Origin of the sequence: Methylorubrum rhodesianum (genome assembly GCF_014199985.1) — a bacterium.
Classification (GTDB): domain Bacteria; phylum Pseudomonadota; class Alphaproteobacteria; order Rhizobiales; family Beijerinckiaceae; genus Methylobacterium; species Methylobacterium rhodesianum.
This window is the reverse complement of the sequence record NZ_JACHOS010000004.1, coordinates 26,860-51,803: the sequence shown is the minus strand read 5'-3', so window position 1 is coordinate 51,803 and position 24,944 is coordinate 26,860. Positions and strand designations below refer to the sequence as shown.

At 74.3% G+C, this 24,944-nt stretch carries 21 protein-coding genes; 15 read left to right on the top strand and 6 right to left on the bottom strand.

The features are described 5' to 3' along the window. Positions 1 to 160: 160 nt before the first annotated feature. From HNR01_RS06880 to HNR01_RS06870, 3 genes are read left to right on the top strand one after another with little or no spacing between them, the layout of a single operon-like run. A complete protein-coding gene (locus HNR01_RS06880; RefSeq protein WP_246417426.1) occupies positions 161 to 1,333 on the top strand; it encodes an SIR2 family protein in 1,173 nt (390 codons plus the stop codon). Beyond that, positions 1,333 to 1,863, top strand: coding sequence for a hypothetical protein (locus HNR01_RS06875; protein ID WP_183667224.1), 531 nt, complete (start codon positions 1,333 to 1,335; stop codon positions 1,861 to 1,863). Before HNR01_RS06880 ends, HNR01_RS06875 begins: the two co-directional genes overlap by 1 nt. After that, entirely contained in the window at positions 1,860 to 3,923 is a 2,064-nt protein-coding gene (locus HNR01_RS06870) for an ATP-binding protein (protein WP_183667223.1), read from the top strand. The genes HNR01_RS06875 and HNR01_RS06870 overlap by 4 nt, the downstream gene beginning before the upstream one ends. A gap of 309 nt (positions 3,924 to 4,232) precedes the next feature. Here the strand turns inward: HNR01_RS06870 and HNR01_RS06865 are convergent, their stop codons facing one another. From HNR01_RS06865 to HNR01_RS06840, 6 genes are all read right to left on the bottom strand, one after another. Then, complete coding sequence (locus tag HNR01_RS06865) at positions 4,233 to 5,216, bottom strand: 3'-5' exonuclease (protein WP_183667222.1); 984 nt, start codon at positions 5,214 to 5,216, stop codon at positions 4,233 to 4,235. A gap of 42 nt (positions 5,217 to 5,258) precedes the next feature. Beyond that, positions 5,259 to 7,370 carry an AAA family ATPase gene (locus tag HNR01_RS06860; protein ID WP_183667221.1) on the bottom strand — a complete coding sequence of 704 codons (2,112 nt, stop codon included), beginning with the start codon at positions 7,368 to 7,370 and terminating at the stop codon, positions 5,259 to 5,261. Between the two features lie 41 nt (positions 7,371 to 7,411). Continuing rightward, positions 7,412 to 7,888: a hypothetical protein gene (locus HNR01_RS06855; protein ID WP_246417425.1), complete on the bottom strand. Its 477-nt coding sequence runs from the start codon at positions 7,886 to 7,888 to the stop codon at positions 7,412 to 7,414. Positions 7,889 to 7,964: 76 nt separating this feature from the next. Continuing rightward, positions 7,965 to 9,320, bottom strand: coding sequence for a metallophosphoesterase family protein (locus tag HNR01_RS06850; RefSeq protein WP_183667220.1), 1,356 nt, complete (start codon positions 9,318 to 9,320; stop codon positions 7,965 to 7,967). A gap of 103 nt (positions 9,321 to 9,423) precedes the next feature. Continuing rightward, on the bottom strand, positions 9,424 to 10,758 hold the full coding sequence (locus HNR01_RS06845) for a metallophosphoesterase (protein WP_012752974.1): 1,335 nt from the start codon (positions 10,756 to 10,758) through the stop codon (positions 9,424 to 9,426). Between the two features lie 226 nt (positions 10,759 to 10,984). After that, entirely contained in the window at positions 10,985 to 11,992 is a 1,008-nt protein-coding gene (locus HNR01_RS06840; protein ID WP_183667219.1) for a DUF6634 family protein, read from the bottom strand. Positions 11,993 to 12,026: 34 nt separating this feature from the next. Between HNR01_RS06840 and HNR01_RS06835 the strand changes: the two genes are divergently transcribed. The 12 genes from HNR01_RS06835 (at position 12,027) to HNR01_RS06780 (ending at position 24,937) form a co-directional block, all read left to right on the top strand. After that, entirely contained in the window at positions 12,027 to 12,500 is a 474-nt protein-coding gene (locus HNR01_RS06835; RefSeq protein ID WP_183667218.1) for a helix-turn-helix domain-containing protein, read from the top strand. 480 nt (positions 12,501 to 12,980) lie between these two features. Continuing rightward, positions 12,981 to 13,343: a hypothetical protein gene (locus HNR01_RS06830; protein ID WP_050772664.1), complete on the top strand. Its 363-nt coding sequence runs from the start codon at positions 12,981 to 12,983 to the stop codon at positions 13,341 to 13,343. Positions 13,344 to 13,477: 134 nt separating this feature from the next. Beyond that, positions 13,478 to 14,827, top strand: a complete 1,350-nt coding sequence (locus tag HNR01_RS06825; RefSeq protein WP_183667217.1) for an efflux RND transporter periplasmic adaptor subunit — start codon at positions 13,478 to 13,480, stop codon at positions 14,825 to 14,827. Between the two features lie 14 nt (positions 14,828 to 14,841). Then, positions 14,842 to 18,102: an efflux RND transporter permease subunit gene (locus HNR01_RS06820; RefSeq protein ID WP_183667216.1), complete on the top strand. Its 3,261-nt coding sequence runs from the start codon at positions 14,842 to 14,844 to the stop codon at positions 18,100 to 18,102. 64 nt (positions 18,103 to 18,166) lie between these two features. Beyond that, positions 18,167 to 18,721 carry a threonyl-trna synthetase gene (locus HNR01_RS06815; protein ID WP_183667215.1) on the top strand — a complete coding sequence of 185 codons (555 nt, stop codon included), beginning with the start codon at positions 18,167 to 18,169 and terminating at the stop codon, positions 18,719 to 18,721. A 90-nt stretch (positions 18,722 to 18,811) separates the two neighbouring features. Next, complete coding sequence (locus HNR01_RS06810) at positions 18,812 to 19,147, top strand: hypothetical protein (RefSeq protein ID WP_312893292.1); 336 nt, start codon at positions 18,812 to 18,814, stop codon at positions 19,145 to 19,147. Between the two features lie 194 nt (positions 19,148 to 19,341). After that, positions 19,342 to 19,689 carry a hypothetical protein gene (locus HNR01_RS06805; RefSeq protein WP_183667213.1) on the top strand — a complete coding sequence of 116 codons (348 nt, stop codon included), beginning with the start codon at positions 19,342 to 19,344 and terminating at the stop codon, positions 19,687 to 19,689. 884 nt (positions 19,690 to 20,573) lie between these two features. Then, on the top strand, positions 20,574 to 21,251 hold the full coding sequence (locus tag HNR01_RS06800; protein ID WP_183667212.1) for a Crp/Fnr family transcriptional regulator: 678 nt from the start codon (positions 20,574 to 20,576) through the stop codon (positions 21,249 to 21,251). Positions 21,252 to 21,413: 162 nt separating this feature from the next. Then, on the top strand, positions 21,414 to 21,800 hold the full coding sequence (locus HNR01_RS06795; RefSeq protein ID WP_012752983.1) for a hypothetical protein: 387 nt from the start codon (positions 21,414 to 21,416) through the stop codon (positions 21,798 to 21,800). A 141-nt stretch (positions 21,801 to 21,941) separates the two neighbouring features. Continuing rightward, positions 21,942 to 23,639: a TolC family outer membrane protein gene (locus HNR01_RS06790; RefSeq protein WP_183667211.1), complete on the top strand. Its 1,698-nt coding sequence runs from the start codon at positions 21,942 to 21,944 to the stop codon at positions 23,637 to 23,639. Positions 23,640 to 23,779: 140 nt separating this feature from the next. Next, positions 23,780 to 24,292: an RT0821/Lpp0805 family surface protein gene (locus HNR01_RS06785; RefSeq protein ID WP_066923538.1), complete on the top strand. Its 513-nt coding sequence runs from the start codon at positions 23,780 to 23,782 to the stop codon at positions 24,290 to 24,292. Positions 24,293 to 24,421: 129 nt separating this feature from the next. Then, positions 24,422 to 24,937 carry an MgtC/SapB family protein gene (locus tag HNR01_RS06780; RefSeq protein WP_050772665.1) on the top strand — a complete coding sequence of 172 codons (516 nt, stop codon included), beginning with the start codon at positions 24,422 to 24,424 and terminating at the stop codon, positions 24,935 to 24,937. The last annotated feature ends 7 nt before the right edge of the window (positions 24,938 to 24,944 follow it).

Below are 24,944 nucleotides of genomic sequence, written 5' to 3'. Positions count from 1 at the left end.
GATGGGGGGCGGATTGGACGCGGCGGTTCGTGCGCGATTGCTCGCCTCGATGGAAGCGGGGCGCCTCGTCATCCTCTGCGGTGCCGGTCTGTCGATGGCGCCACCGAGTTCCCTCCCGTCGGCGTGGTCCGTGGCGGCCAGCTGCTACGACCGATACGTCATGAGCATCGACCCGGCGTGCCCGCCGGAACTGCGCGGCGACCTAGAGGCCTTGGCGGAGATCTTCGCGAAGGACGATACACTCGGCTCGGTCTTCATCGAGGCCCTCGTTCCCTGGGAGGGCTTCGTCAGGCCGCCGAACGCCGGCCACGCCGCGGTGGCGGACTTCCTGATCACGCGCATGGCCGCCGGCGCCGTCTCGGCCAACTACGACAACCTGATCGAGCGCCGGGCGCAGGATTACGGGTTCGACCTCGCCGCCTCGCTCGACGGCGACGAGGCGACGGTCAGGGCCCCCAAGCACGCGCCCCTGCTCAAGTTCCATGGATGCTCGGTGCGCGAGCGGCGCGCCACGGTCTGGACGGCCTCGCAGCTCAGCGAGGACGGCGTGATCGCCGCGCGCATCGCGAAGACGAAGACCTGGATGGCGGCGAACCTGCGCGAGAAGGACCTGCTCGTCATCGGCTTCTGGTCCGATTGGTCCTACCTCAATGCCGTTCTCGCCGAGGCGATGACGGGCGTCGCGCCGCTGTCGATGACCTTGGTCGACCTCGCGGGCGCGGACGTCCTGCAGGCCAAGGCCCCCGAACTCTGGGCACTGGCCAATTCGGGGAACGTCCGGTTCGCGCATGTCCAGCGCTCGGGGGCCGAGGTCCTGGACGACCTCCGCAGGGCGGTCTCCCAGGCCTATCTCCGCAAGGTGCTGCACGCCGGGCGCGCCGCGTTGGAGAGGGAGACGGGGGCGGCGTGCGAGGCGGCCTGGCTCGATCCGCCCGATCTGGGCAGCGAGGATCTCTACGGCCTCCGGCGGGACGCCGAGGGGGTACCGGCCACCGCCGCCGCGACCTTGCGGAACCCCGGCCCCTCCGAGGTCTTGGGCTACGCCCACCTGTTGCTGCGCCGCGCCGGCGCCGTCCAGACCGCCGTCGGCTATGATCTCGCCGGCCGTCGGGTCAGGGTCGTGAACGGTTCGGGCACGCTGCTCCAGACGACGCAGGACCGGTTCAGGGAGACGCCGTTCGAGGTCGCCGACGTCGTTGTCTGCGCCGGAGCCATCGACGTCGGCCTGCCGGTGAACCTCGTGCGGGAGGGGCGTCCGGGCGACATCATCCGGCCGGGCGCTTCCGCGGCGTGGCTCGACCTTCCCGCCGCTCGCCAGGAGCTCGGTGTGTGATGGACATCGCGACCCAATCCGAGGTGCTGCTCCGCTCGGCCGGCTACGAGACGTGGACCTGGCCGGGCGGCGGCGTGCCGGTCGTCTGCTTCGAGAACGCCTCCGTCGTCGGCTTCCTGCACGTCTTCGGGAGCGGCGAGGGCCTGCTCGCCGACTGGCGGCACGTCCAGCAGGCCACGCTCGGCCGGCATGCGGCCTCGCTGCGCTCCGCGGGCGCGAAGGCCTGGAACGTCTATGCCTTGTTCCTCGCCGGCGGTTCCGAACCCGTCCTCGCGCGGCAGATCGAGCGGATCGAGGAGGACTTCTCCATGACCCGCAAGATCGCGCGCGGCGATCTGCGCACGGCGGCCGACCTGCGCAGGACGTTGTTGCCCCTCCTGCCGGTTCTCAGCGCGCCCGTGATCGGCGGGGCCGACTACCGGGCTCGGTTGCGGGCCCGGTTGAGCGACGTTCCGGACGACGCGGCGGCCGCGTTCCTGGGCGCCGCGAGCGCTTCCGACGTGGCGCGCATCCTGGTGGATGCGCCATGAGGCTCGACTATCTCGAACTGTGCGGCTTCCGGGGCTTCCGGGAGCGCCAACGCGTGGATTTCGGCCCCGGCTTCACCGTCATCTGCGGACGCAACGGCGTCGGGAAGAGCACGCTGTGCGACGCGGTCGAGTTCGCCCTCACGGGCCAGATCGACAAGTACCTCGTCGACAAGGCGGCGAAGGAGAGCCTCGACGACTACGTCTGGTGGCGTGGCGAGGGGCAGCCGGAGGCGCACTTCGTCACGGTGGGATTCCGCGCCGACGACGGGAGCGGCTTCGCCGTGACGCGCTCGCGCGAGACCGGCGCCGACCGGGACGCGGCGCGCATCGAGGCGATGCTCTGCGTTCCGGGCGCGAAGCCCGAGCGGGCGCTCCAGCAGGTCTGCAGGACGTCCATCATCCGCGACGAGTGGATCGCGGCGCTCAGCCTCGACCTGACCGAGACCCAGCGCTTCGAGCTCGTGCGGGCGGCACTGGGGGCCATCGAGGGTCCGGACTACGCGAGCAAGGCGCGCGAGGTCGTGTCCTCCGCCGAGACCGTGCACGATGCCGCCGCGCACGACTACGAGGCGGCGCGCACGCGCCTGACGGCGGCGTTGACCGACCTGGAGGAGACCCGGGACGTCGCCCTGCAGGCCGGGGACGTGGCCGCCGCCTTGTCCATCGTGACTGAGCTGACGCCGGACGGCGGCTCGGACCTGGGAGGCCGGGTCGCGGCGGCGCGGCAGGCGCTGGCTCGCCTTCGGCTGAGCCTCGGCGAGATGGCGAGCGTCGCCGACGAGGTTCGCGCGGTGACGGCGTTGCGCGACACGGTCGTGGCCCCCGACTTCCGCGCGGGCCGGGACGCGGCGGCGGTGGCGGCGGCCGAGGCCGAGGCCGCGGTCCAGGAGGCCCGCCACGCGCTGGAGGCGGCCGAGGCGCGCCTCCACAGGGAGCAGGAGACCGACGCGCTCGCCGCGTCGCTGGCCATCCTGGTCGACCATGGCAGCCGGATCGGCCTGCATGACGACCGCTGTCCGCTCTGCCGTACGCCGCAAGGCGCCTCCGCGTTCGAGACGGGGCTCGCGGCTGCGCGCGAGCGGCTCGCCGCCCGGCGCTCGGGGGTGCCGGAGGCCCGCGCCGAGGTCGCGGCGGCCCGGACCCGGATCGCGGATGCGGGCGCGACCCTGCGGGAGGCCGAGGCGGCGGTGCTTCGGTTCGCGTCCGCCGAGGCCGGGCTGGCGGCCCGGGAAGAGGCGCTTTCGGCCGAGCTCGTGCGACGCTCGCTGGATGGGAATCTCGCGCACGACGCCGGCGCCCTCGACGACGCGGTGCAGGCCGAACGGAGCCGGCTGATCGACCTGGAGCGGAGCATCCTCACCTTGGAAGCCTCGCGGGCGGTGGAACGCGTGACGGACCTCGAAGCGCGCCTCCAGGCGCTCCGGGCGGAGGCCGACGCCGCGGGGGACCGGCTCGCGCGGGCCCGGGCGGCCGTGATGACCGCCCGGACGCTGGACCGTACCGTCCGCAGGACGAATGCCGAGATCATCGACGAGCGCCTCGCGGTCATCAGCCCGCTCCTGAACGAGCTGTACCAGCGGCTGCGCCCGCATTCCGAGTGGCGCACCATCGATTACGGCATCCGCGGCGACGTGAAGCGCTTCCTGAGCCTGAGGGTCGGCGACGGGCTGAACCCGCAATTCGTGTTCAGCAGCGGGCAGAGGCGTGCGGCCGGCTTGGCCTTCCTCCTCTCCGTCCACCTGTCCCGGCCGTGGTGCACCTGGCGGACGCTCATGCTCGACGACCCGGTCCAGCACATCGACGATTTCCGGGCCCTGCACCTGGTCGAGGTGTTGTCGGCCCTGCAGCGGTCGGGTCGGCAGATCGTCTGTGCCGTCGAGGATCCGTCGCTGGCCGAATTGCTGTGCCGGCGCCTGATCAGCGAGCCCGCGGCGCCCGGCCGGCGCCACGACCTCGACCTTGTTCCCGGCGGCAGCGCCGCGGTGGTCCGCTCCACGGACATCGCCCCGGGCATCGCCGGCGTGCTCGGGCGGACAAGGACCCTGAGCGCGGCAGGGTGAGACGGCGCCGGCGTCCGCCGGCGTCGGGGCTGGCCCGGCCCCGGCAAGCATTCCAGCCTCGATATGCGACCTCATGCCCTCAACGGGGAAGGCGGCGGCAAGCTCGACGCCCGCTCCGCAGCTCGGCCCATCGGCGATGGCGACGTCCGTGGGGGCCGGCCGGCCATCGGCCACCTGCGCGCCCCGACGAGACCGGATTGGCCGGCGTTACGGGTGCCGCTCGGCCGTCGGCCCAGCCTTCACCGGCGAGCCCGTCCCGGTCGCGCGGACGCACCCGGGCAGGGCGCCCCAGCGCCGGCCCGACGGCCCTCAACCCGCGACGGCGGGCCAGGCCTGCGCCGGCCGCGAGACGAAGGCGGGCCTGCGCTCGGACGCCCGCCGCCACGCGTCGACGAAGCCGCCGAGGTGCGGGCGCCCCGCGCGCTCGGCCCCCAAGTAGCGGATCAGGCCGTCGACGGCCGCGTCGTGGGCCTCCGAGCTGGTCCTGCCGGTGAGGTGCGCCCAGCGCAGGTACACCACGAACAGGTTCAGGCAGTCGGTCTCGCAATAGGCCCGCACGCGCCCGATCTCGCCGCGGGCGATCAGGGCGGCGACCTCCGAGCCGTGCTCGCCCATCTTCCCGGGAAGGGCCAGGAGCCCCGCGGCCTCCTCCAGGGTCAGCCGCGCGCAGGCCCCGAACTCCGCCATGGCCTCCATCAGGTCCGCGTGCCAGTCCACGGCGTAGCGGTGGCCGTAGCCATCCCACTTGGTCCCCCTCCGGTACCAGGAGGGGACCGCGATCCCGTGCATCATCGACCGCAGCAGGAGCGTGGGCAGGTCGAAGCTCCTGCCGTTCCAGGTGACGACCCTGTAGCGGCCGGCCGCGAAGAACTTCCAGAAGGCCCGCAGCAGGCGCTCCTCGTCCCATCCCGGCTCGCCGCCGCTCCGGCACGACCGGACCCGGTACGCCTCGGTCCCGGTCGCCGCGTCGCGCGCGATGGCCGCCTCGACGAAGGAGACCGCGACCACCTTGTGCCAGGCCGCCTTCGGGAACTTCTCGGACGGCCAACCCGCCGGGACCTGCTCCGTGTCGGGCACCGTCTCGATGTCGAGGACGAGCAGCGCCTGGTGCGGGCCGGGGGACTCCGCGGCGCCGGCCCCCGCCTCCGCCCGGCCCGGACCGCGTGCCTGCGGGACCGCGGGCGGCGCCCGGCCGTCGAGCAGGGCCGGGCCCGCGGCGGCGAGGCGGGCCGGGCCGCGCGGCGCCGGAGGGCCACGGCGTGCGGGTGCGTTCGCGCTGGAGTGCAAGGACATGGTCAGGACCTTTCCGGGCGGCGGGGCGGGCTGCGGCGGGGCTCAGCCGGGCTCCGCCGGCGGTCGCCGGCCGCGCGCCGGGGCGGGCTTCGCGGGGTTGCGCGGCGCGCGGGCCGCCCGGCCCGCCACCAGGGCCCGGACCTCCGGGTCGTCGAGGTAGCCGTGCGCGAAGAGGGCCCGGGCCAGGCGTTCGAGGGCCAGCCGCTCGGTTCGCATCAGGTCGAGCGCCCGGTCGTAGGCGGCCTGGAGCCGCACCTGCACGGGCCTGAGCAGCCAGGGCAGGCGCGCGAGGTCGAGCTCGTCCCCCAGCCCGACGCTCACGAGCGGGAACTCCGCCGAGAAGCCGTACCGGGCCTCCATCAGGCCGGCGCATCGGGTGGCGGCGGCGAGGTCGCTGACGGCGCCCGCGGAGACGTCGCCGAGGATCACCTCCTCGGCCGCGCGTCCGGCCAGCGTCATCACCAGGAAGTCTTCCAGCTCGGCCTCCGTCGCCGCGCCGACCTCGCCGATCCCGTCGACCTCGGTCAGGCCGCCCGCCGCCTGGACCGAGAGCACGACCGACTGGCTCGCCCCGCTCGCGACGACGGCGAGGCCGTGGCCGGCCTCGTGCACCGCGGCGCGCAGCCGGACGCGCTCGCTCAGGGGCGGCATCCCGTCGGCCAGCGCGGCGCGGAGGTCGCCGGCCGCCAGCGACCGGCCGGCGCGGCGGGCGGCCCCGCGGGCCCGGCGGACCGCGGCCTCGACGTCGGCCCCCGTCAGGCCGCGCGCCTGCACGGCGGCGGGGGTCAGGTCGCAGCGCGCGAGTTCGCCGCCGAGGTAGTGCCGCAGGATGCCCTTCAGGTCGTCCAGACCCGGCAGGCCGATGCGGATGTGCCGGTCGAGCCGGCCGGAGCGCCGGATGGCCGGGTCGATGCGGTCCGGCAGGTTCGTCGCCCCGATCACGACCATGCCCTCCCGCGACGCCGCCCCGTCGAGGAGCTCCAGCAGGGCGTTGACGACCTGGCTGCTGTAGTCGCGGTGATCGCTGGCGAAGGCGTCCCGGTCGCCGAAGGAATCGAGCTCGTCGATCAGGGCGACGCAGGGCTCCCGCCGGGCCCGCTCGAAGAATTGCCGCATCGCGCCCAGCGTGTGCCCGAGATGGCCGTCGCGCGCGCTTTGCCACTGCCCCAGAGATCCGGCCAGGAAGGGGAGGCCGGCGCTGCGGGCGAGCGCCATGCCGAAGCGCGTCTTGCCGCAGCCGGGCGGGCCGCTGAGCAGGAGGGCGCTCTCGCAGGCCGAGAACGGGATCTCCCCCGCCCTCCACCGGCGAAGGTCCTCCACCAGGTCGAGCCCCCAGGCCTTGGCCGCGCCGTAGCCGTGCAGCTCCTCCAGGCGCGGCCCCGATCCGGCCGCGCCCAGCTTGCCCCTCAGCAAGCCGTCCAGCCGGTCCAGGGCGGCGTCCCCGGCGCCGCCGTGGCGGACGGACAGGCGCAGGTCGGCGGGCTCGCACAGGGCGGCGAGCCGCGGCGCCAGGGACCGCGAGGCCGTTGCCCCGGTCGCCGCCTCGATGACGAGCGCGACCCCCGCCGCATCGAGCCCGCCCGCCGCGATCCGGTAGTCCGACGCGCGGGTAAGGTCCCGCGGCAGCAACCGCGCCGGCTCGGCGGCGATCCCGATGACGGCATGCCCGGCCATCAGGGCGTCGCCGACGGCCTCGTTGCCCTTGTCGGGCCGGTGGTTCGTCGAGGACCCGTCGCGGGCGACGACGAGGGCCTCGCGCTGGCCGATCCCCTCGGATCCCAGGCGCGAGCCGTCGCCGCCCCGGGTCAGGCACAGGCTCCCGAGGGCGCAGAGCTCGACCGCCCGCTCCATCGGGTCGACCCACTCCGCCGACGGCACCTGCACCGTGACCGCGGGCGCACCCCGGCGCAGGGCCTGCAGCAGGCCCTCCTCGGCCTCGATGGCCCGGGCCAACGACACGGCCGCGGCGACGAGGTCGGGGCGCAGCGGCGGCGAAGCCTCGCGGTCCGCGGGCTCGTCGAGGGTTCCGAGCAGGTCGTCCAGATCGCCGTCGGCGAGCGCGGCCGGTCGCTGGCGGGTCTGCCCCGCCTCGCGGCGGAGGATGTCGATGAAGGCGCGGGCGAGGAGGTCGGGCGGCAGCTGTGACCTGGGCATCGGGATCTCCGGGACGGGATAGCGGGGCGCGGCGCGCCGGCTCAGGCGGGATGGCGGGGCGGTCGCGGCGCGGCGCCCCCGGGGCGGAAGCGACGCCGCCACTGTCCGGCCAGGCGCGCGAGCGTCGCGTCGGCCGGTGCGAGGCGGGCCGACGCGGCGAGGGCATGGGCGAGGATGACCGGCGCCGTGGCGTCGCCGCGCACGGCCAGCACGAGCAGGTTGCTCATGACGGCGTCGACCGGCCGGCTGCCGAAATCGGACCGACGCAGGCGGTCGATGGCGACCGCGGCCGCGGCGGCGGCGTCGCCGTTCCGGGCCGCCCGCCACCGCGGCTCGTGCAGGATCTCGGTCGCGGCGAGCAGCGCCGCGATCCGGCCGGCCTCGCGCCGCGTGACGGAGCCGGGCGGCCGGGTCCGCCAGGCCGCCAGCAGGCCGCCCGGCGGGTGCCGGGGCCGCTTCCTTCGCCGGGTCGGAACGGCCGTCCGGTCCGTCCGACGGAGGCACGCCGGTGTCGTCATCGCTCGCATGAGGCCTCACTGGGGTCGCGGCCGGCCGGCGCGGCCGGCCTGAGGGGAGGGTGGATCGGCCGGGCGCTCAGACCGCGACGACGAAGCCGGGGTCGAAGGGCGCGGCGCGAGCGGGATCGCCTCTGGGGTTCGCCACGACGCGGGTCCGGCCCAGCCTGTAGTCGGCGCGGCTCGGGACGTGACCGTGGACCCAGAGGCTCGGGGCGCCCCAGCCGCTCATCAGCGGTTCGAGGTCGGAGACGAGGGCGGCGGCGACCCACTCGTCGCCGAGCCAGCCGGGCCAATCCGCGGCCAGGGAGCGGCGCGACGGGGCATGGTGGGTCAACACCACGGCGCGGTCCCCGCGCGCGACGCCGGTGACGACGGACGTCGCGGTCGCCCGGAAGCCGACCTCCTGGTAGGCGATGGAGCCGAGCGCGTCCTCCAGGTAGGCGCGCGAGCGGGCGTGGGCCCCGGCGGCGTCCGGTGGCGACCAGTCACGGCCGGCGCGCAGGCGGATGCGGCGGGCATCCGGCCAGTGATGCCGGGCATACCCTCGCGCGAGGCGGGCGCGGGCCGGCCCATGCAGGGCCCAGTCCGTCCACAAGGTTGCGCCGACCACGTGCACGCCGCGGCCGTGGCCGTCGTCGAGGCGTACGCAGGCGTCCGAGAGGAGATGGAGACCGAGCTCCCGCGCCAGGGCGCGGCCCCGGGCGAGCGCCTCGACCATGGGGACGTCGGACCAGTACTCCGCGTTGCCCGGCACCATCACCACGGGCCGGCTTCCCTGGCGCCCGTCCAGCGCCCGGGCGAGCCAAGCCAACGCGGCCTCGATGCCGGTGCAGACGTCGCCGGCGACGAGCAGCGCGTCGAACTCCGGCAGAGGGTGCGGAAGCTCGTAGGGCGCCCGATCGACCCGCAGGTCCGAGAGGATCCACAGGCGCATCCCCGCGGGCGTCCCGCCGCCGCCGGGCCCGCGCGCGGTCTCCGGCGCCCGACCGGCGTGCCCGGGGCCCACCGGCAACGGCGGGCGCGCGGGGAGCGGGCCCGGCCGGCCCCGCGGGGGCGTTTCCAGCGCGGGCGCAGGGGGCGGCGCCGTCAGCGGGCTCGTCCCGAGCGACCCCCGGCCGCGCTCCCGCACGCGCGGCACGGCCTCGGCAGCCGGGCGCGACCGGCGGACCAAGCCGCCGCGTCGGCGCAACGCCTGGATCGCGACGCCGTCCGGGGGCGGCAGAACCGGCGCCGGCCGCGGGAATTCCGGGGCCTCGGGGTTCGAGGCCCGCGCCGTGCCGACCGTGCCGAGCGCCGACGCGGCCGCCGCATCGGCCGCGAGCCGGCGCGGCGAGGCAGCGTCGCGCCCCTCCGGGACAGGTCCCGCGCACAGGCCGCGCGGAAGCCGCCTCGGGACGACCGGGCGCGCGAGGTTGGGCGGGATCTTCGTCATCGGGCTCCCGGGGAAAGGGGGTGAAGGACGCGCGGGGGCAGGGCGGCGCGCCCGCCGGACGCGGGGCATGCGGAACCGCCGTCGATCCGCGGGCTTGGCGGCGTCAGACCTCCACGACCAGGGCCGGGTCGAAGGCGGGATTCTCGCCGCCGTAGCCCTTCGGATTGCAGAGCACCCGCGTCTCGCCGAGCCGGTAGTCCATCGACGCGTGGGTGTGGCCGTGCACCCAGAGGGTCGGGCCGGCTTGCTCGACGAAGGCGTCGAGCCGCGAGGCGAAAGCCGGGTTGAGGGGCTTGCCTCGGAAGGCGGGCGCGACGGAGCGGGCGCTCGGCGCGTGGTGGGTCACCACGACGTGCGGCCGACGCGGCGCGGCCGCGGGAGCGGCCAGTGCGCCCTCCAGGTAGGCCCGCGAGACCCGGTGGACGGCGAGCGCCTCCTCCGGCCGGAAGCGCATCCACCGGGGCTTGGTCTGGAAGCTGATCAGCCGATGGTCGTTCATGCCCCGGCGGGCATCCTCCATGGAGGCGGCGCGCAGGTCGGGGCCGTCGAGGTCGTAGTCGGTCCAGAGCGTGCATCCCGAGAAGGGGACGCCGCCGATCACGACGGTGTCGTCCTCCAGCAGGTGCACGCCGAGGTTCGCGGCGACCGCCCGCCCGCGCGCGAGCTCCTCGACGAAGGTCCGCCGATAGAATTCATGGTTCCCGGCCACGCACACCACCGGCATGTGCGGGCGGATGACGTGCGCGAGCCAGGTGACGCTCTCGACCAGGCCCTCCCGAACGTCGCCGGCCACGACCGCCACGTCGGCGTCCGGGATCTCGGCGGGCGTCCAGGGCAGGCCGACGTCGCGGTGCAGGTCAGACAGGATCCAGAGGCGCAAGCCGCGTTCCTTTCCGGCGGGGGGACGGGACCGGTCGCCGCGCCCTTCCGGCGCGGCGCGGGCGGGAGCGCCCGCGGCGGCCCCCGGTGCTCGGTCCCCGGGCGGGGGCGCCCAGGCGTCCCAGGACGCGGCGAGCCGGGCGAGGTGGGGCTCGCCCGGGCGACGCTCGCCGAGCCGGCGCAGGGCGTGCGCGAGCAGCGCCGCGGCGGCCGGCTCGCCCCGCAGCGCCTGCGCGAGGAGCGCGCTCGCGACGAGGTCCGTCAGGCGGCTCTCCGGGCCGCAGACCCGCAGGACCGTGACCGCGACGCGGGTCAGGGCGGCGGCGTCGCCGTCGAGGGCCTCGCCCCAGGAGCGATGGCGGGTGGGCGGCGCGCAGGTCCGGAGCGTGGCCAGCAGCGCCTCGGCCGTGGCCGGCCGGAGCCCGGTCGCGGGCACCACGCGCCAGAGGCGGAGGATGGCCGGGCCTTGCCGCGCCCGGACGTCCGGGCCGGTGGCGCGGCGGGCGCCGGCAGGGGCGGCGTGCCCCTGTCCGGCGGGGCAAGTCGGGGACTCCGTCATGGGCAGCGGCTCCAGGCGAGGGGAGGGTGCGCCTCCGGCGCACGGCGGGGGTGGGCGGCGGACGCTGGCGCGCCGGCCGCGACCGGGCGTGGCCACGCCGGCCGGCTCCCGGCCGACAGCGAGGCCGACGGCGCACGGTCCGGGGGAGGGCGGTGCCTCCCGCCGTCAGGCGGGGGTGATCCGCAGCCCGGTCTGCCGCGGCGTCGCGCCGTCGGCCGGGGCCGGCCTATTGCAGGGTCGTGGGCGCCATGTCGCCAACCGCTCTCCCGAGCCTGTACCAGCGGGAATAGGTCCGGACCCAGGTCTGCCCGTCCGAGGCGTAGACCTCGGAGGTCCTGATCCGGCACGGCCGGGGGAAGTCGGGGTGCCCCGAGACGACGCCGGTCAAGGCCCTCACGGCCCGGAGCCCGACGTCCCAATCCTCCAGCAGGGGCGCGTCCGCCAGGTCCTGCGGCGACGGCCCCGCGCCCTCTTCGATGGCCTCCAGCGCCTCGGCGAGGTCGCGGAGGCGCTCGCCCGTGTCGCGGTGGTCCGCGCCGCCGCCGGCGGACGGCGCCGGGCCGGGGCTCTCGGCCAGGTCCTGCCGTCGCAACGGGGCGGCGGAGGGGTGCCGGGCGGCGGCCTCGATGGCGGCGATGAGGTGGAGGCCCTGGCAGAGGAGCCGGGACGTGAGGGTGCCCACGACGAGGCCGGCGGCGTCGGACGGGCCGAGGCGCGGCAGCGCGACCGGCAAGGCCCGGATCGCATCGGCCGCGTCGGGAGCGCCGGTTCGGACCGCCGCGCGCATCGAGCGCTCGAAGCGCGACACGGCGGGCTCGCCGCCGGAGCGGCCGCAGCCGAGCAGCCAGACCGGGGCCGGGGGCCCGGCCTGAACGGGGGGCACGAGGCGCGGGTCGCCCAGCACGGCGGCCGCGAAGTGTTCGTCGAGCGGCGTGGGGCCGACCGGCAGAACGGCCGCGTCGAGATGCGCGCGCAGGGACGGCGCGGCGAGGCACTCGGCGGGCAGGTCGAGGATCAGCCAGCCTTCGCGGTCCCGGGCCGTCGCGGCCTCGCAGGCGGCCTGCACCGCCGCCTCGGCCGAGGCGGCCTGAAGCTCGACAACGCGGACGGCGTCCGGCAACCTCGTGCCGCGAGGCAGCCGCGGCTCGGCCGGCCGGGTGATCCGCGCCAGCGTCGCCGGCCGCCCGGCGGCGGCGGCGGCGAGCGTCGCCACGAGGACAGCATGGGCACTCACGGAACGTCCGTCGGCACCGAAGAACGCAGCGATCATGGCAGACCCCCAGCATGCACGCCCGAAGCCGTCCGCGGACACCAAGTCCACCGACAGCCACGAAACCGTCTCGTCTGAAATCGAATGGAATTATATCATTGGTATAAAGCTTTTTCAATGCGGAGAGCCGTACCATGACCTGCTGCTGTTGCCGAAGGTTAATGCTTATCCACCGGAAAAACCGGTGCCGGGGTACCTGTGCCAAGCGGCGCGCGCCCTCCTCGGGCTCTCGCAATCCGATCTGCGCGAGCTGTCGATGGTGTCGAAGAAGAGCATCAACGATTACGAGAACGCGTTCTCCGACCTCAGCGAGGGATTGGCCCTGCGGCTCCGGCAGGCCCTGGAAGGGCAGGGCGCCCGCTTCCTGCACGGGGACGGGGCCACGGGCGTCGTGACGGGGATGGCGCGGTCCGAGCTCGACCGAAGGTCGCGCTCGCCCCGCAAGAACGAGGCGCCCTCCGACCGCCCGTGAGGCCCCGGGGCCGGGCCGCCTCCGCCCTTCGGCCACGGGCGGCGTCCGGCGGGGTCCGGTCGACGCGCCTCGGTCATCCCGCGGCCAATCCGTCCCGGGGTCCCGCCGGCGGCCCTGGTGAGCGCATCGCGGGCCCGAGCCGGGGCGGCGTCCGGCCGGTGCGCCCGCGGCCCGGCGCCGGGGTGCCCGCCGGTGAGGGTACCGCCGGGAGCGGGGCATGCCGCCACGGCCGGCGGTGCCTCCGTTCGAGGCCGCGGCGAACCCGGCCTCCCGAAACCATGACGCCCGCCCTGCGGGCCGCGGGACCGCCATGATGCCGGACGGCGGCCAGGGCCGCCGCGGGCACCACGTCTCTCATCGTCGCGACGACGATTGGCGGGCGGCGTACGGAGACACCGCCTGGGATCCGACGCCGCACCGCGACGAACCCGATTGTATCCGCGGCCTCGAATCGCCATAAGGACGGGGATGACCCTCGGGATGCGGCAGAAGAGCTTCGACGCCGGGCGTGGCTGGTCGGTGACCGCCCTGCGCCTGCTCGCGCTCGTGCTCGTCCTGCTCATCGCCGCTCCCGACCTGGGCCTGGCAGCCGATTTCGCGTACCACGGCAAGGCACCTGCCGGGACGGAACTCTCGGTGGTCGCGCCGGCCGACGGCTCCGCGACCGACACGTCCGATCCGGGCGTGACCTGTCACGTGCATTGCAGCTGTCACCAGGCCATCACCGCGGACGCCGCTCCCGCGACGGCGCCCGCGGCGGCTGCCCAGCCCAACCGGTCCCGGTCCGTCGGCGCGCTCGCGTCGACCTGGCCGGACCGCCTGTCGAGGCCTCCTCGCGCCTGAGGTGACCGCGCCACCGAGGTGGCACGGGCCGCCCGGCGATCCGCCGGGCCAGTCGATCACCTTACGTGAACATGCGGGATCGACCGTCACCGCCGCGCAGGCGGGCAAGCGGCGTCCCGGTCGAGTCAGGCTCAATGCGCATTCTCCTGTCCGTGGTCATCCTGGCCACCGGCATCGCCATCGGCGGTGCCGTTCCCCGCGTGTCCGAATTCGTCCAGGACGCCCTCGCCTCGGTCGGGGTCCCGAGGATCCACCCGGCGCCCGCCGCCGGTCAGCCCTCCTCCGAGACCGACGTCCCGGAGCCCGCGGGCGAGCATCCCCGCCCGCGAGGGGCGAAGCCGGAGACCGGGCCTGAGACCGCCAAGCATCCGCACGCGGAGGGTGGGGGAGAGGCCGAGCCGACCGTGATCAAGATGCAGCCCGAGCAGGTTTCCGGGCAGGACATCACGGTCGTGACGGTGGAGGGGGGCACGCTCGCGCGCCACCTTCTCGTTCCCGGCACCATCGCGCCGGACGCCGACCGGATCGCCCGGGTGCCCGCGCGCGTGGTCGGGATTGTGGCCGAGATGCGCAAGCGCCTGGGCGAGGAGGTTGTGAAGGGTGAGGTCGTCGCGGTGCTCGACAGCCGCGAGGTCGCGGACGCCAAGAGCGAGTATCTCACCGCCTCAGTGAAGGCAGAGCTTGAGAAGACCAATTTCGATCGGCAGCAGGCGCTTTGGGACAAGCGCATCTCGGCCGAATCGGCCTTCCTCAATGCCAAGGCCGTCTATTCGGAGGCGCAGCTTCGCGTCGACCTCGCCCGGCAGAAGCTCTCCGCCCTCGGCCTCAACGCCGCCGAGGTGGCGAGCGCGGCCAAACGGGACGAGACCACGCCCAACACCTCGACGCTGCGCCGCTACGAATTGCGCTCACCGCTGAGCGGGCGCGTGGTTGAGCGCAAGGTCGACCTCGGCACCGACGTCGGCGGTCAGGGCGACCCGGACGACCTGTATACGGTCGCAGACCTGTCCACCGTCTGGATCGAACTGGCGGTGCCAACCACCGAACTGGCCAAGGTCAAGGAAGGCGCGCGGGTCCTGGTCACCCCGAGCCAGGGCGACGCCGACAAGCAGGCCGAAGGCAAGGTGATCTTCGTCAGCCCGATCCTGAACCCGGACACACGCTCCGCCCGCGTCATCGTCGGGCTGCCGAACCGGGACATGGCCTGGCGGCCCGGAACCTTCGTCACCGCCGAGGTCGAGGTCGGCCAGGATGCGGTCAAGGTGCGGGTTCCGAAGGCCGCGATCCAGACCGTCGCCGGCGAGAAGGTCGTCTTCGTGCGCACGGCCACCGGTTTCGAGAAGCGCGAGATCGAGCTCGGGCGCTCCGACGACGATGCTTACGAGGTCGTCTCGGGCCTGAGGCCGGGCGACGAGATCGCGGTCGCCAACTCCTTCCTCCTCAAGGCTGAGCTCGGCAAGGCCGCGACCGGCGACAACGACTGAGCGAGAGCCCGCCCATGATCTCCCGCATCCTCGACTTCTCGGTCCACCAGCGCTGGCTGGTGCTGCTGCTGTCGCTGCTGGCCGCCGGCTTCGGCGGCTACGCCCTGACCAAGCTGCCCATCGACGCGGTCCCCGACATCACCAACAACCAGGTGCAGATCAACACGGTCGCGCCCTCGCTCTCGCCAATCGACATCGAGAAGCAGGTCACCTACCCGGTCGAGACCGCGCTCGCCGGGATCAAGGGCCTCGAATACACCCGGTCCTTATCGCGAAATGGCTTCTCGCAGGTCACCGCGGTCTTCGCGGAGAAGCTCGACATCTACTTCGCCCGCCAGCAGGTCGCCGAGCGCCTGTCCCAGGTCAAGCAGGACCTGCCGCCCGACGCCGAGCCCCGCATGGGCCCGATCTCGACGGGCCTCGGCGAGATCTACATGTGGTCGATCCACTACGCGAAGCCGGACGAGCGGACGGTGTCGCCTGCGGGCAAGCCGGGCTGGCAACCGGACGGCAGCTACCTGACCCCGGAAGGCCAGCGGCTCAGGACGGAGCTGGAGCGGGCCGCGTACCTGCGCACGGTGCAGGACTGGATCATCCGGCCCCAGATCAAGACCGTGCCGGGCGTGGCCGGCGTCGATGGCATCGGCGGCTTCGAGAAGCAGTACCACGTCCAGCCGGACCCGACGAAGCTCACCGCCCTCGACCTCTCCTTCTCCGACGTGGCGCGGGCCTTGGAGGCCAACAACGCCAACCAGGGCGCCCGCTACCTGGAGGACAACGGCGAGGGCTACGTCGTGCGCGCGGCCGGGCGCCTGGAGAGCATGGGGGAGATCGAGAACGTCCTCGTCACCACCCGCGGCGGCGTGCCGGTGCGGATCCGGGACATCGCCGAGGTCCGGATCGGGCGCGACCTGCGCACGGGCTCGGCCAGCGAGGACGGGCAGGAGGTCGTCGTCGGCACCGCGCTGATGCTGATCGGCGAGAACAGCCGCACGGTGGCGGCGGGTGTCGACGCCAAGATGACGGAGATCCGCAAGTCGCTGCCACCCGGCGTCGAGGTCCAGACGGTCCTCAACCGGACGCTCCTGGTCGAGGCCACCATCAGGACCGTGGCCAAGAACCTCGCGGAGGGCGCGGCCCTCGTCATCGTCATCCTGTTCCTGCTGCTCGGCAACATCCGGGCCGCCATCATCACGGCCCTGGTCATCCCGGTCGCGATGCTGATGACCATGACCGGCATGGTCGAGGCGAAAATCTCGGCCAACCTGATGAGCCTCGGCGCCCTCGACTTCGGCCTCATCGTCGACGGGGCGGTCATCATCACCGAGAACGCGCTGCGTCATCTCGCCGAGAAGCAGCACGCGCTCGGTCGCACCCTCGACACCGAGGAGCGCCTCGCCACGGTGCGGGCCTCGGCCGAGGAGATGATCAAGCCCTCCCTCTACGGGCAGGCCATCATCATCCTCGTCTACGTGCCGCTCCTCACCTTCACGGGTGTCGAGGGCAAGATGTTCGAGCCGATGGCGCTGACCGTGATCATCGCGCTGGTCGCCGCCTTCGTCCTGTCGCTGACCTTCGTGCCGGCGATGATCGCCATCGTCATCACCGGGCGCGTCACCGAGAAGGATAACCTCATCATCCGCGCCCTCAAATGGGCCTATCGGCCCGTGCTGGCCGGGGCGGTGCGGGCGCCGATGGTGTTCATCGTCGCGGCGTTGCTGCTGCTGGCTGGGGCCGGCCTGCTCTTCACCCGGCTCGGCGCCGAGTTCATCCCGACGCTCGACGAGAAGAGCATCGCCATGAACGCGCTGCGCATCCCCTCGACCTCGCTGTCGCAGTCGCAGGCGATGCAGCTCAAGATCGAGCAGGCGATCCGCCGCTTCCCGCAGGTCGCCTACGTCTTCTCGAAGACCGGCACCGCCGAGGTCGCGTCCGACCCGATGCCGCAGAACTCCTCGGACACCTTCGTGATCCTGAAGCCCCAGGAGGAGTGGCCGGACCCTGAGCTGTCCAAGGCCGAGCTCCAGGAGAAGATCGAGAAGGCGGTCGGCGCCCTGGCCGGGAACGTGTTCGAGTTCTCCCAGCCGATCCAGCTGCGCTTCAACGAGCTGCTGGCGGGCGCCCGCGGCGATCTCGCCGTGAAGGTGTTCGGCGAGGAGTTCGGGCCGATGACGAAGGCGGCCGACCAGATCGCCGAGATCCTGCGGGGCATCGACGGGGCCGAGGACGTCAAGGTCGAGCAGACGGCGGGCCTGCCCTTCCTGGAGATCAAGATCAACAAGGCGGAAGCGGCGCGGCTGGGGCTCAGCACCGGCGCCGTCCAGGAGGTCATCGGGGCGGCCATCGGCGGCAAGGACGCCGGGCTGGTGTTCGAGGGCGACCGCCGCTTTCCCATCGTCGTGCGCCTCAGCGACAAGGTGCGCGAGAACCGGGAGGCGTTGGAGAACATCCCGGTGCCGCTGCCGCCCGGCCCGAACGGGCGCGCCGCGTCGGTCCTCCTGAAGCAGGTCGCGAGTTTTTCCGTCGCGGAAGGGCCGAACCAGGTCTCGCGCGAGAACGGCCGGCGCCGGGTGGTCGTGACCGCGAACGTCCGCGGGCGCGACATCGGCTCGCTCGTCGCCGAGGCTCAAGGAAAGGTCGCGAGCCAGGTGCGGCTGCCCTCGGGCTACGACGTGACCTGGGGCGGCCAGTTCGAGAACCTCGCCTCGGCCCGCAAGCGCCTGATGATCGTGGTGCCGGTCTGCTTCGCCCTGATCTTCCTGCTGCTCTACTCGGCGCTCGGCTCGCCCCGGGACGCGCTCCTGGTGTTCAGCGCCGTGCCGCTGGCGCTGACCGGCGGCATCGCGGCCCTGTGGCTGCGGGGCATGCCGTTCTCGGTGCCGGCGGCGGTGGGCTTCATCGCGCTCTCGGGCGTGGCGGTCCTGAACGGCCTGGTGATGCTGACCTTCATCAAGCAGCTCGTCGCGGAAGGGCGGCCGCGGCGCGAGGCGATCCTGGAGGGCGCCATGACCCGGCTGCGGCCGGTGGCGATGACGGCGCTGGTCGCCTCGCTCGGGTTCGTGCCGATGGCGCTCGCGACCGAGACCGGAGCCGAGGTGCAGCGGCCGCTCGCGACCGTGGTCATCGGCGGCCTGATCAGCGCCACCCTGCTGACCCTGATCGTCCTGCCGGCCCTGTACGCGCGCTTCGGCGGCGAGGAGGTCGCGCGCTCCCCGCGCCGGGCCGAGGAGGCTTCGGCCGGCGCGCGGGCGCGGCTCCGGCAGGCGGCCGAGTGACCCGGGCCATGCATCCCCGGACCGGCGAGGCGCGGTCGCGACGGACCCGAGGGGGAGGCCCGTGATGCGGACGTTTCGTCGTGCGCTCGCCACCGCGTTCCTGGGGGCGGCCGGCATCCCGGGGGCGCTTGCCGGGGAGGCACCCTTCGGCCTGCGTTGGGGTCCGCTGACGTCCGTGCCGAAACCGTCCATGGCGGATCGGGAGGGGAACGTCACGGCCCTGTTCTATTTCCAGGGCCGGGCGCCGGCCTCCGGGCCCGATACCGAGCAGGTCGTCCTGGAGGTCTGCCGGGACGAGGGCCTGCAGCAGGTCATCTGGTTCAGCCGCCCCTTCGCGGAGGCCGAGCTCGTGCCGGCCTACGCGGCGATCTACCGGGAGGGGGTGCGGCGCTACGGCGAGCCGCAGGAGGCCGGGCGGCCGAACGCCGTGACGTGGCCGGCGGGGCGCACGCTCCTGGCGGTCCGCCCCGCCGAAGGCGGCGGAAAACGCATCGTCATGGTCGCCGCGGGCGAGCTCTACGAGAAATGCTCGTCGGCGCACGAGGCGGCGACCGGTCACCCCGCCGCCCGCCATACCTCCGACCTGCTCGAATCCCGGGACCGCCGGACGGCGCCATGACCACCCACCGGCCGGCGTTCGACGGCGCTGGCTCCGGCTCATCCTACGAAACTGGAGCGACGGGGAGCATCGATGCGACGAACAGTGATAGTGGCCCTCGGCGTCATGATCGTGATGTCCGCGCAGGCAGGATCGACGGCCAAGATCGTCGGCATCGGCGCCCAGACCTGCGCAGCGTTCAACCAGGAGATCTCCGCGAACCAAGCTGCCGAGCTGTACTTCTTCGCCTGGGCGCAAGGTTTCATGAGCGGAGCGCTGATTCGTGCGCCGGCAGGAATCGATGAAGACCTGGACCTGACACCGCCGTCCGTCCCGCTTCAGGCCCAAGTCCATTTCCTGCGCACCTTCTGCGCCAAGAACCCGGGTCAGGACTACATGGATGCCGTCAGGGCTCTCTACCATCGACTGCGCGGCCCCGGGATCTAGCCGGGTTCGGCACCGGGCCGGTCGGGGCGGTGCAGCGGCCACGCCGCTGCGGGCAATCCGGGGATCCGGGCCGCCGAAGGCGGCGAGCGCAACGGCCGGCGCCCATCCGCGGCCGGGCCATGCGCGGGCGTCGGTCGGACCGGCACGGGCGGGGAGGGATCGTGATGATCGGCTGGAGGAGGTTCGCGTGTGCCTTGGGGCTGGCCACCGGCGTGACGGGCTGCCTGCACGTGCCCGATGTTCCGGGCTACGCGACGGTCCCGTTCACCCTGCATCTCCCGTCGGGGGAGCGCCTCACGGGCAGCGTGACCACCCGGCTGCTGCGGCGCGAGTTCTACGCGACCGACGGGCGGACGACCTGCAGCGGCCTGTTTCATCCGTCCGGGGCGGGGCTGCCGGCATCCGTCGGGGCAAATTGCTCCAATGGCCAGCGCGGCACCGGGTCGGCCGACGGGACGAGCTCGTTCGCCGGGTCCGGGACGCTGAGGATGGACGGCGGCTCCGCCACGTTCCGGTACGGAGAGGCGATCCAGGGAGGGTAACGGCCCGCGGGATCGGAGCCCTGCCCCCGGAACGCACGGACGCCGACGCGGCCTCGCGCCCGCGCGGGACGGGCGTTCGGAGAGGCGTCGGACCGATCCGCCGGGGCGGTCCGGTGGGCCGGGTCGGTCCCGGCGCGGTTCGCGACGAGCGCGTCGCAATCCGGGGTCGCGTCCCAGCCCTTGCGCCGGCGCAGGCCGGCCCCGCTCGCGTCAGCGTTCCGGACGGCGTCGTCGCCGCGCGGGCCGGCGCGGAGCGCGCCGCCGGCGCTCGCCCCGCCGAAGTCGCGGCCGGTCCTGGCCCCGCTCCGGTCGGCTCCGCGCGGGTTCGCCCCCGGACCTGCGGACCGAAGAAACGCGCGCCGACGAGCTTCGCCCCGCCAAGGTCGGCCGTCTTGAGCCCGGCCTGGTCGGGGGCCGCGACGCGGAGACCGCCCCCCCGCGGCAGGACCCTGTTCAAGCGGGACGGGCGCAGGTTCGCGCGCCTGAGGTCCAGGCCGGACAGGCGCCCGTCCGAGAGGCCGAGCGGCTTGCCGGCCGCCCGGGCGATCGTCGCCTCGATAGCGGCGCGGGCCGTCCCCGCCTGCGTCATGTCCGGCATCGTCCGGCCGAGGGGGCGGAGCAGGTCGCCCGCGGCCGACGCCGGACCCGGGGCGACGACGGCCGAGAACGGGAGGGCCGCGTGCCTGCGTATGGGTGTCCCCGCGGTTCCCGGCGAACGGGCTCGGGCCCCGCGCACCGCCGGAACCGGCACCGCCGCGCGCCCGCGCGGCTCAATCCGAACGCGGGCGGCATCGGTCGTTTGTGCCCGCGCTCATCGACGCCGGCCTGTCCCGGAACGTCCCCGGCGCCCGACCGGCGCGCCGCGGAGCTGAAGGTCATCGCGCATGTCTCACGCCGACCGCGTCGAGCGCTGGTTCGAGCAGTTTCCCGTGCTCGGGACGCTTCCGGCCGACCACCGGCACATCCTGCGCGGCGCCGTGCGCTTTCCCGTGCTGGAGGCGGGAGCGACCGCCTACGAGCTGGGAGGCGCGTGCGCGAACTACCTGATGTGCATCGAGGGCCGGACACGCGTCTTCCGGATCTCCGCGGGCGGCCGCGAGATGCTGATCTACCGGGTGGGTCCCCGGGGGACCTGCGTCCTCACGACCCAGTGCCTGCTCGCCGGCGGCACCTTCCCGGCCGAGAGCGTCGCGGAGCAGCGCACGGTGCTGGCGGCGCTTCCGGCGGAGACCTTCCGGCACCTCATGGCGGCCTCGGCCGCGTTCCGCGCCTTCGTCCTCGACGATTACGCCAAGCTCATGGCCGTCCTGTTCGGGCTCCTCGACGAGATCGCCTTCACGCCCCTTGAGGAGCGCCTCGCCCGGCACCTGCTCGCCCAAGCGGACCAGCACGGAAGGGTGACCGCGACGCACCGGCAGATCGCGGCCGACCTCGGCACCGTGCGCGAGGTCGTCAGCCGGCATCTCGCCGGCTGGGAGCGCGCGGGATGGATCCGGGTCCTGCGCGGGCAGGTCGAGATCCGCGACCGCATCGCCCTGGCCGGACATCGGCTCCGCCCCTGAGGCCGGGCCGGACCCCGGCGAAGCGCGAAACCCTCCGCGCGAGGAGGGTCCTGCGACGGGTCGCGCCGCCGGCGCGCGGGAACGATCGGGCTCCTCGGACGCTGGCCTCCCCCACCTCCGCGAGACCTTGCGCCGGGCGGCGCGCCCCCGTAAGCATGGCGTATGGTCAGGCTTCGGCAGCGGTGGGACGGGTACGCGTCCGGCGTTTGGCGCCGCGCCCTGGTTTGCCTGCTCGCCATCGCCCTGACCGTCTCCCTGGTGGACCCGGCCCTGACCGCGCCCGCGTCGCCGGACGAGGAAGCCGGCGGGCCCGGCATCGTCATCGTGCTCGATGCCATCTCCGGGGCGCCCGCCGCGGACGAGCCGGCGGACCGCGGCCTTGCGGGGCCTGGCCGTTGCAGCGCGCACTGCCCCTGCCATGCCGTCATCCGGCCGGAGAGCCCGGTCGTGACGCCCCTGCGCATCGCCAGGCCGCCCGAATTCACCCTCGGCACCGCCCGCCTCTCCTCCGTGGCATCGACGCCCCCGAGCGAGCCCCCGCGCGCCTGACCCGCCGGCCGCCGCATGCCGCGGCGGCAACCCGGGTTGCATGGTCATCCCCAGGCCCGGAAGGGAAGGCGCCCGCCCTGCGCGGCGCGGGTCCCGTCGATGCGACGGGGCGGCATGTGGCAGCATCTCGCAGGGTGGGCGATGCCCGTTCCCCTCATCATCGACCCCGAACCGGCGGTCTTCCCGGGCGCGGCGCCGCGTGCCGGCGCGTTCCCGCTCGCTCGTGCGGGCCAGGCCTCGGCGCTCGCCGCGGGTCGGGGACGCCGCGCAGCCGAGCCTCGGCAGGGCGGTACGCCGGAGCCGTCGCGCGGGTCGGATCCGGCCGGGCCATGGTCCGCCGCGGCGGTCCGCCCCGCCCGGGCGCCCGGACCCGCAGGTTCACCGGGTCGTGCCGGCGCCGAAACCTCCGCCCGGCCAGGGGCGCACGGTGCCCGCCGGCCTTCCTCCCCGTCGCCGAGCGCCCGATCGCGGCGGACCCGCGCGGCCTGCAGCCTGTGCGCCGCGCTCCTTCTGGCCGGCGCCACCGGGGGCGCGCGGGCCGAGACCCTGGAGGGTGCCCTCGCGCGCGCCTTCCGCGCGAACCCGGAGCTGAACGCCGCCCGGGCGGGCCTGCGCGCGACGGACGAGGAGATCGTGCAGGCCCGGGCGGGCTACCGCCCCACGATCCGCCTCGACGCCGACATCGGGGTCGAGCGACAGAAGGGCGTCGAGGGCGGGGAACGCTTCGCGCGGACCGCCCTGCCGGGCGGCGCCGGCCTGACCGTCAACCAGACGCTGTTCAACGGTTTCCAGACCGACAACAACACCCGGCGCGCGGAATCGACCGTGCTCGGCCAGCGCGAGAGCCTGCGCCTCACCGAGACGACGACCCTGTTCAGTGCGGTCCAGTCCTACATGGACGTGCTTCAGAATACCGCGACGCTGGAGCTGAACCGCAACAACGTCGCCGTCCTGCAGGAGCAGCTCCGCCAGACGGCCTTCCGCTTCCAGGTCGGCGCGTTGACCCGGACCGACGTCGCCCAGGCGGAGGCGCGCCTCGCGCTCGCCCGCTCGCAGGTGAGCGCGGCGGAGTCGCAGCTGGGCGCCAGCATCGGCATCTATCGCCGGGTCATCGGCGTGGAGCCGCGCCAGCTCTCGCCGGGCCGCCCGCTTGACCGCCCCGTGCCGGGCAACCTCGACGCCGCGGTCGAGATCGGCCTCAAGGAAAACCCGCAGATCGCCTCGGCGCTGCACGCGGTCGATGCCGCCGAGGCGCAGGTGAAGGTGCTGGAGGGCCGGCTCTACCCGCAGGTCGGCCTGACCGGCCAGGTCGCCCAGCGCTACGACCAGGAGCAGCCCGGCGACAACGGCCGCACCGCCTCGATCGTGGGCCGCATCACGGTCCCGATCTATCAAGGCGGATCGGAATACGCGCAGATCCGGCAGGCCAAGGAGCTCGTGGGCCAGACGCGCCTGCAGGTCGAGTTCCTGCGCGACCAGATCCGCGCCGCCGTGGTCTCGGCCTGGGGCCAGCTGGAGGCCGCCAAGGCCCAGGTCATCGCCTCGCAGGCGCAGGTCCAGGCGAACGAGGTCGCGCTCGACGGGGTGCGCGAGGAGGCCCGCGTCGGCCAGCGCACCACCCTCGACGTGCTGAACGCGCAGCAGGAGCTCCTGAACGCCCGCGTGCAGCTGATCCAGGCCCAGCGCAACCGCGTGGTGTTCTCCTACGGCGTCGTGCAGCAGATCGGGCGCCTGACCGCCCGCTTCATCGCGGTGCCGGTGGCGGCCTACAGCCCGAAGACGCACTTCGATCAGGTCAAGGACCTCTGGTCCGGCGTGCGCACACCGGATGGCCGCTGATGGGACGGAAGACCTTCCGCCGCCAGGTCCGCGCCCCGGGGCCGCCCGCTCATCCCTGGCCGGGGCTGCCGGGCGGTCCGGGACCGCCGGCGCGCCCCGACCCGCCCCCGCCTTCGCCAGACACCGCCGAGCGCACCGTCATGTCCCATCCCCGGCTCCGGCCAACCGCACGTCCCCTGTCCCGCGCCGGCGCCGCGCTCCTGATCCTGGCGCTGCCGGCCTGCGCGATCTCGCTGCCGATCTCCCGGCCTGCCGACGGTTCTCCCGGCGTGCCGGGGCAGGACCCGAAGCGCACGGCGCCCCTGGCGTTCCCGGGGCTCGACCCGGAGGATTGGCGCCGGGCGCGCGGCATCCTCGGCCTCGCGTTGGAACCCAGCGGGAACGGCCTGCGCATCCGGTGGGACAACCCGGCGAGCGGGCGGAAGGGCAGCGTCGTGCCGACCGCCGCGCCGGTCGTACGCGCGGGGCGGATCTGCCGCGCCTTCCTGGCCACCGTGGAAGAGGCGCAGCGCACCGCCAGGATCCGCGGCACGGCCTGCCAGAACGTCGGCGACGACTGGGAGGTGACGGAACTCGACCCCGGGAGCAGCGCGCCGGACCGTCAGGGCGTAACGAGGCGCGACGCCGAGCCGACCGGACCCCGCTCGCCCTGATGCGGGCCGCTCCGGGAAGGTTCCGTCAGGCGCGAGGATCACCGTCGGCGCGCCGCTGGCGGCCCGCCTCGGAACGGCGGCACGACGCGCGGACGGACCATCGGGGCGTTCTCACACCGGCGAGGAATCATGGGTTCGTACTGGGGCATCTGGGGAGACCTTCCCAACCACTTGGTGCGGCTGGGCCTCGCCTTCGCGTTCGCATTCCCGCTCGGCTGGAACCGCGAGCGCGAGGCGCGCAGCGCCGGATTGCGCACCTTCCCCATCGTCGCCATCGCCAGCTGCGGCTTCATCCTGCTCGCCAGCGAGCTCCTCGGCGCGCGCACGCCGGAGCAGGCGCGCATCCTCCAGGGACTCATCACCGGCATCGGCTTCATCGGCGGTGGCGCCATCCTGAAGGGGGGCGACAACGTGCACGGCACCGCGACCGCGGCGAGCCTGTGGAACGTGGGCGTGATCGGGGCGGCCGTCGGCTTCGGCTACTACGACCTTGGCCTCATCCCGGCCCTGTCCAACTTCCTGGTCCTCGCCCTCCTGACGCCCTTGAAGCGCAAGCCGCGGACCGCCGCGTCGCAGGACCGGGGCGCCGGCACCGAGCCGGGGGGAGGGCCGGCCGGCACGGGCGGGGCCGGGCACAGCGAATGATGCCCCC

Bases quoted from the DNA above. Each gene is read 5' to 3' on its own strand.
- HNR01_RS06880 (WP_246417426.1), top strand. From the start codon at position 161: ATGAGCATCGACCCGGCGTGCCCGCCGGAACTGCGCGGCGACCTAGAG.
- HNR01_RS06875 (WP_183667224.1), top strand. From the start codon at position 1,333: ATGGACATCGCGACCCAATCCGAGGTGCTGCTCCGCTCGGCCGGCTAC.
- HNR01_RS06870 (WP_183667223.1), top strand. From the start codon at position 1,860: ATGAGGCTCGACTATCTCGAACTGTGCGGCTTCCGGGGCTTCCGGGAG.
- HNR01_RS06865 (WP_183667222.1), bottom strand. From the start codon at position 5,216: ATGTCCTTGCACTCCAGCGCGAACGCACCCGCACGCCGTGGCCCTCCG.
- HNR01_RS06860 (WP_183667221.1), bottom strand. From the start codon at position 7,370: ATGCCCAGGTCACAGCTGCCGCCCGACCTCCTCGCCCGCGCCTTCATC.
- HNR01_RS06855 (WP_246417425.1), bottom strand. From the start codon at position 7,888: ATGACGACACCGGCGTGCCTCCGTCGGACGGACCGGACGGCCGTTCCG.
- HNR01_RS06850 (WP_183667220.1), bottom strand. From the start codon at position 9,320: ATGACGAAGATCCCGCCCAACCTCGCGCGCCCGGTCGTCCCGAGGCGG.
- HNR01_RS06845 (WP_012752974.1), bottom strand. From the start codon at position 10,758: ATGACGGAGTCCCCGACTTGCCCCGCCGGACAGGGGCACGCCGCCCCT.
- HNR01_RS06835 (WP_183667218.1), top strand. From the start codon at position 12,027: ATGGCAGACCCCCAGCATGCACGCCCGAAGCCGTCCGCGGACACCAAG.
- HNR01_RS06830 (WP_050772664.1), top strand. From the start codon at position 12,981: ATGCGGCAGAAGAGCTTCGACGCCGGGCGTGGCTGGTCGGTGACCGCC.
- HNR01_RS06825 (WP_183667217.1), top strand. From the start codon at position 13,478: ATGCGCATTCTCCTGTCCGTGGTCATCCTGGCCACCGGCATCGCCATC.
- HNR01_RS06820 (WP_183667216.1), top strand. From the start codon at position 14,842: ATGATCTCCCGCATCCTCGACTTCTCGGTCCACCAGCGCTGGCTGGTG.
- HNR01_RS06815 (WP_183667215.1), top strand. From the start codon at position 18,167: ATGCGGACGTTTCGTCGTGCGCTCGCCACCGCGTTCCTGGGGGCGGCC.
- HNR01_RS06800 (WP_183667212.1), top strand. From the start codon at position 20,574: ATGTCTCACGCCGACCGCGTCGAGCGCTGGTTCGAGCAGTTTCCCGTG.
- HNR01_RS06795 (WP_012752983.1), top strand. From the start codon at position 21,414: ATGGTCAGGCTTCGGCAGCGGTGGGACGGGTACGCGTCCGGCGTTTGG.
- HNR01_RS06790 (WP_183667211.1), top strand. From the start codon at position 21,942: ATGCCCGTTCCCCTCATCATCGACCCCGAACCGGCGGTCTTCCCGGGC.
- HNR01_RS06785 (WP_066923538.1), top strand. From the start codon at position 23,780: ATGTCCCATCCCCGGCTCCGGCCAACCGCACGTCCCCTGTCCCGCGCC.
- HNR01_RS06780 (WP_050772665.1), top strand. From the start codon at position 24,422: ATGGGTTCGTACTGGGGCATCTGGGGAGACCTTCCCAACCACTTGGTG.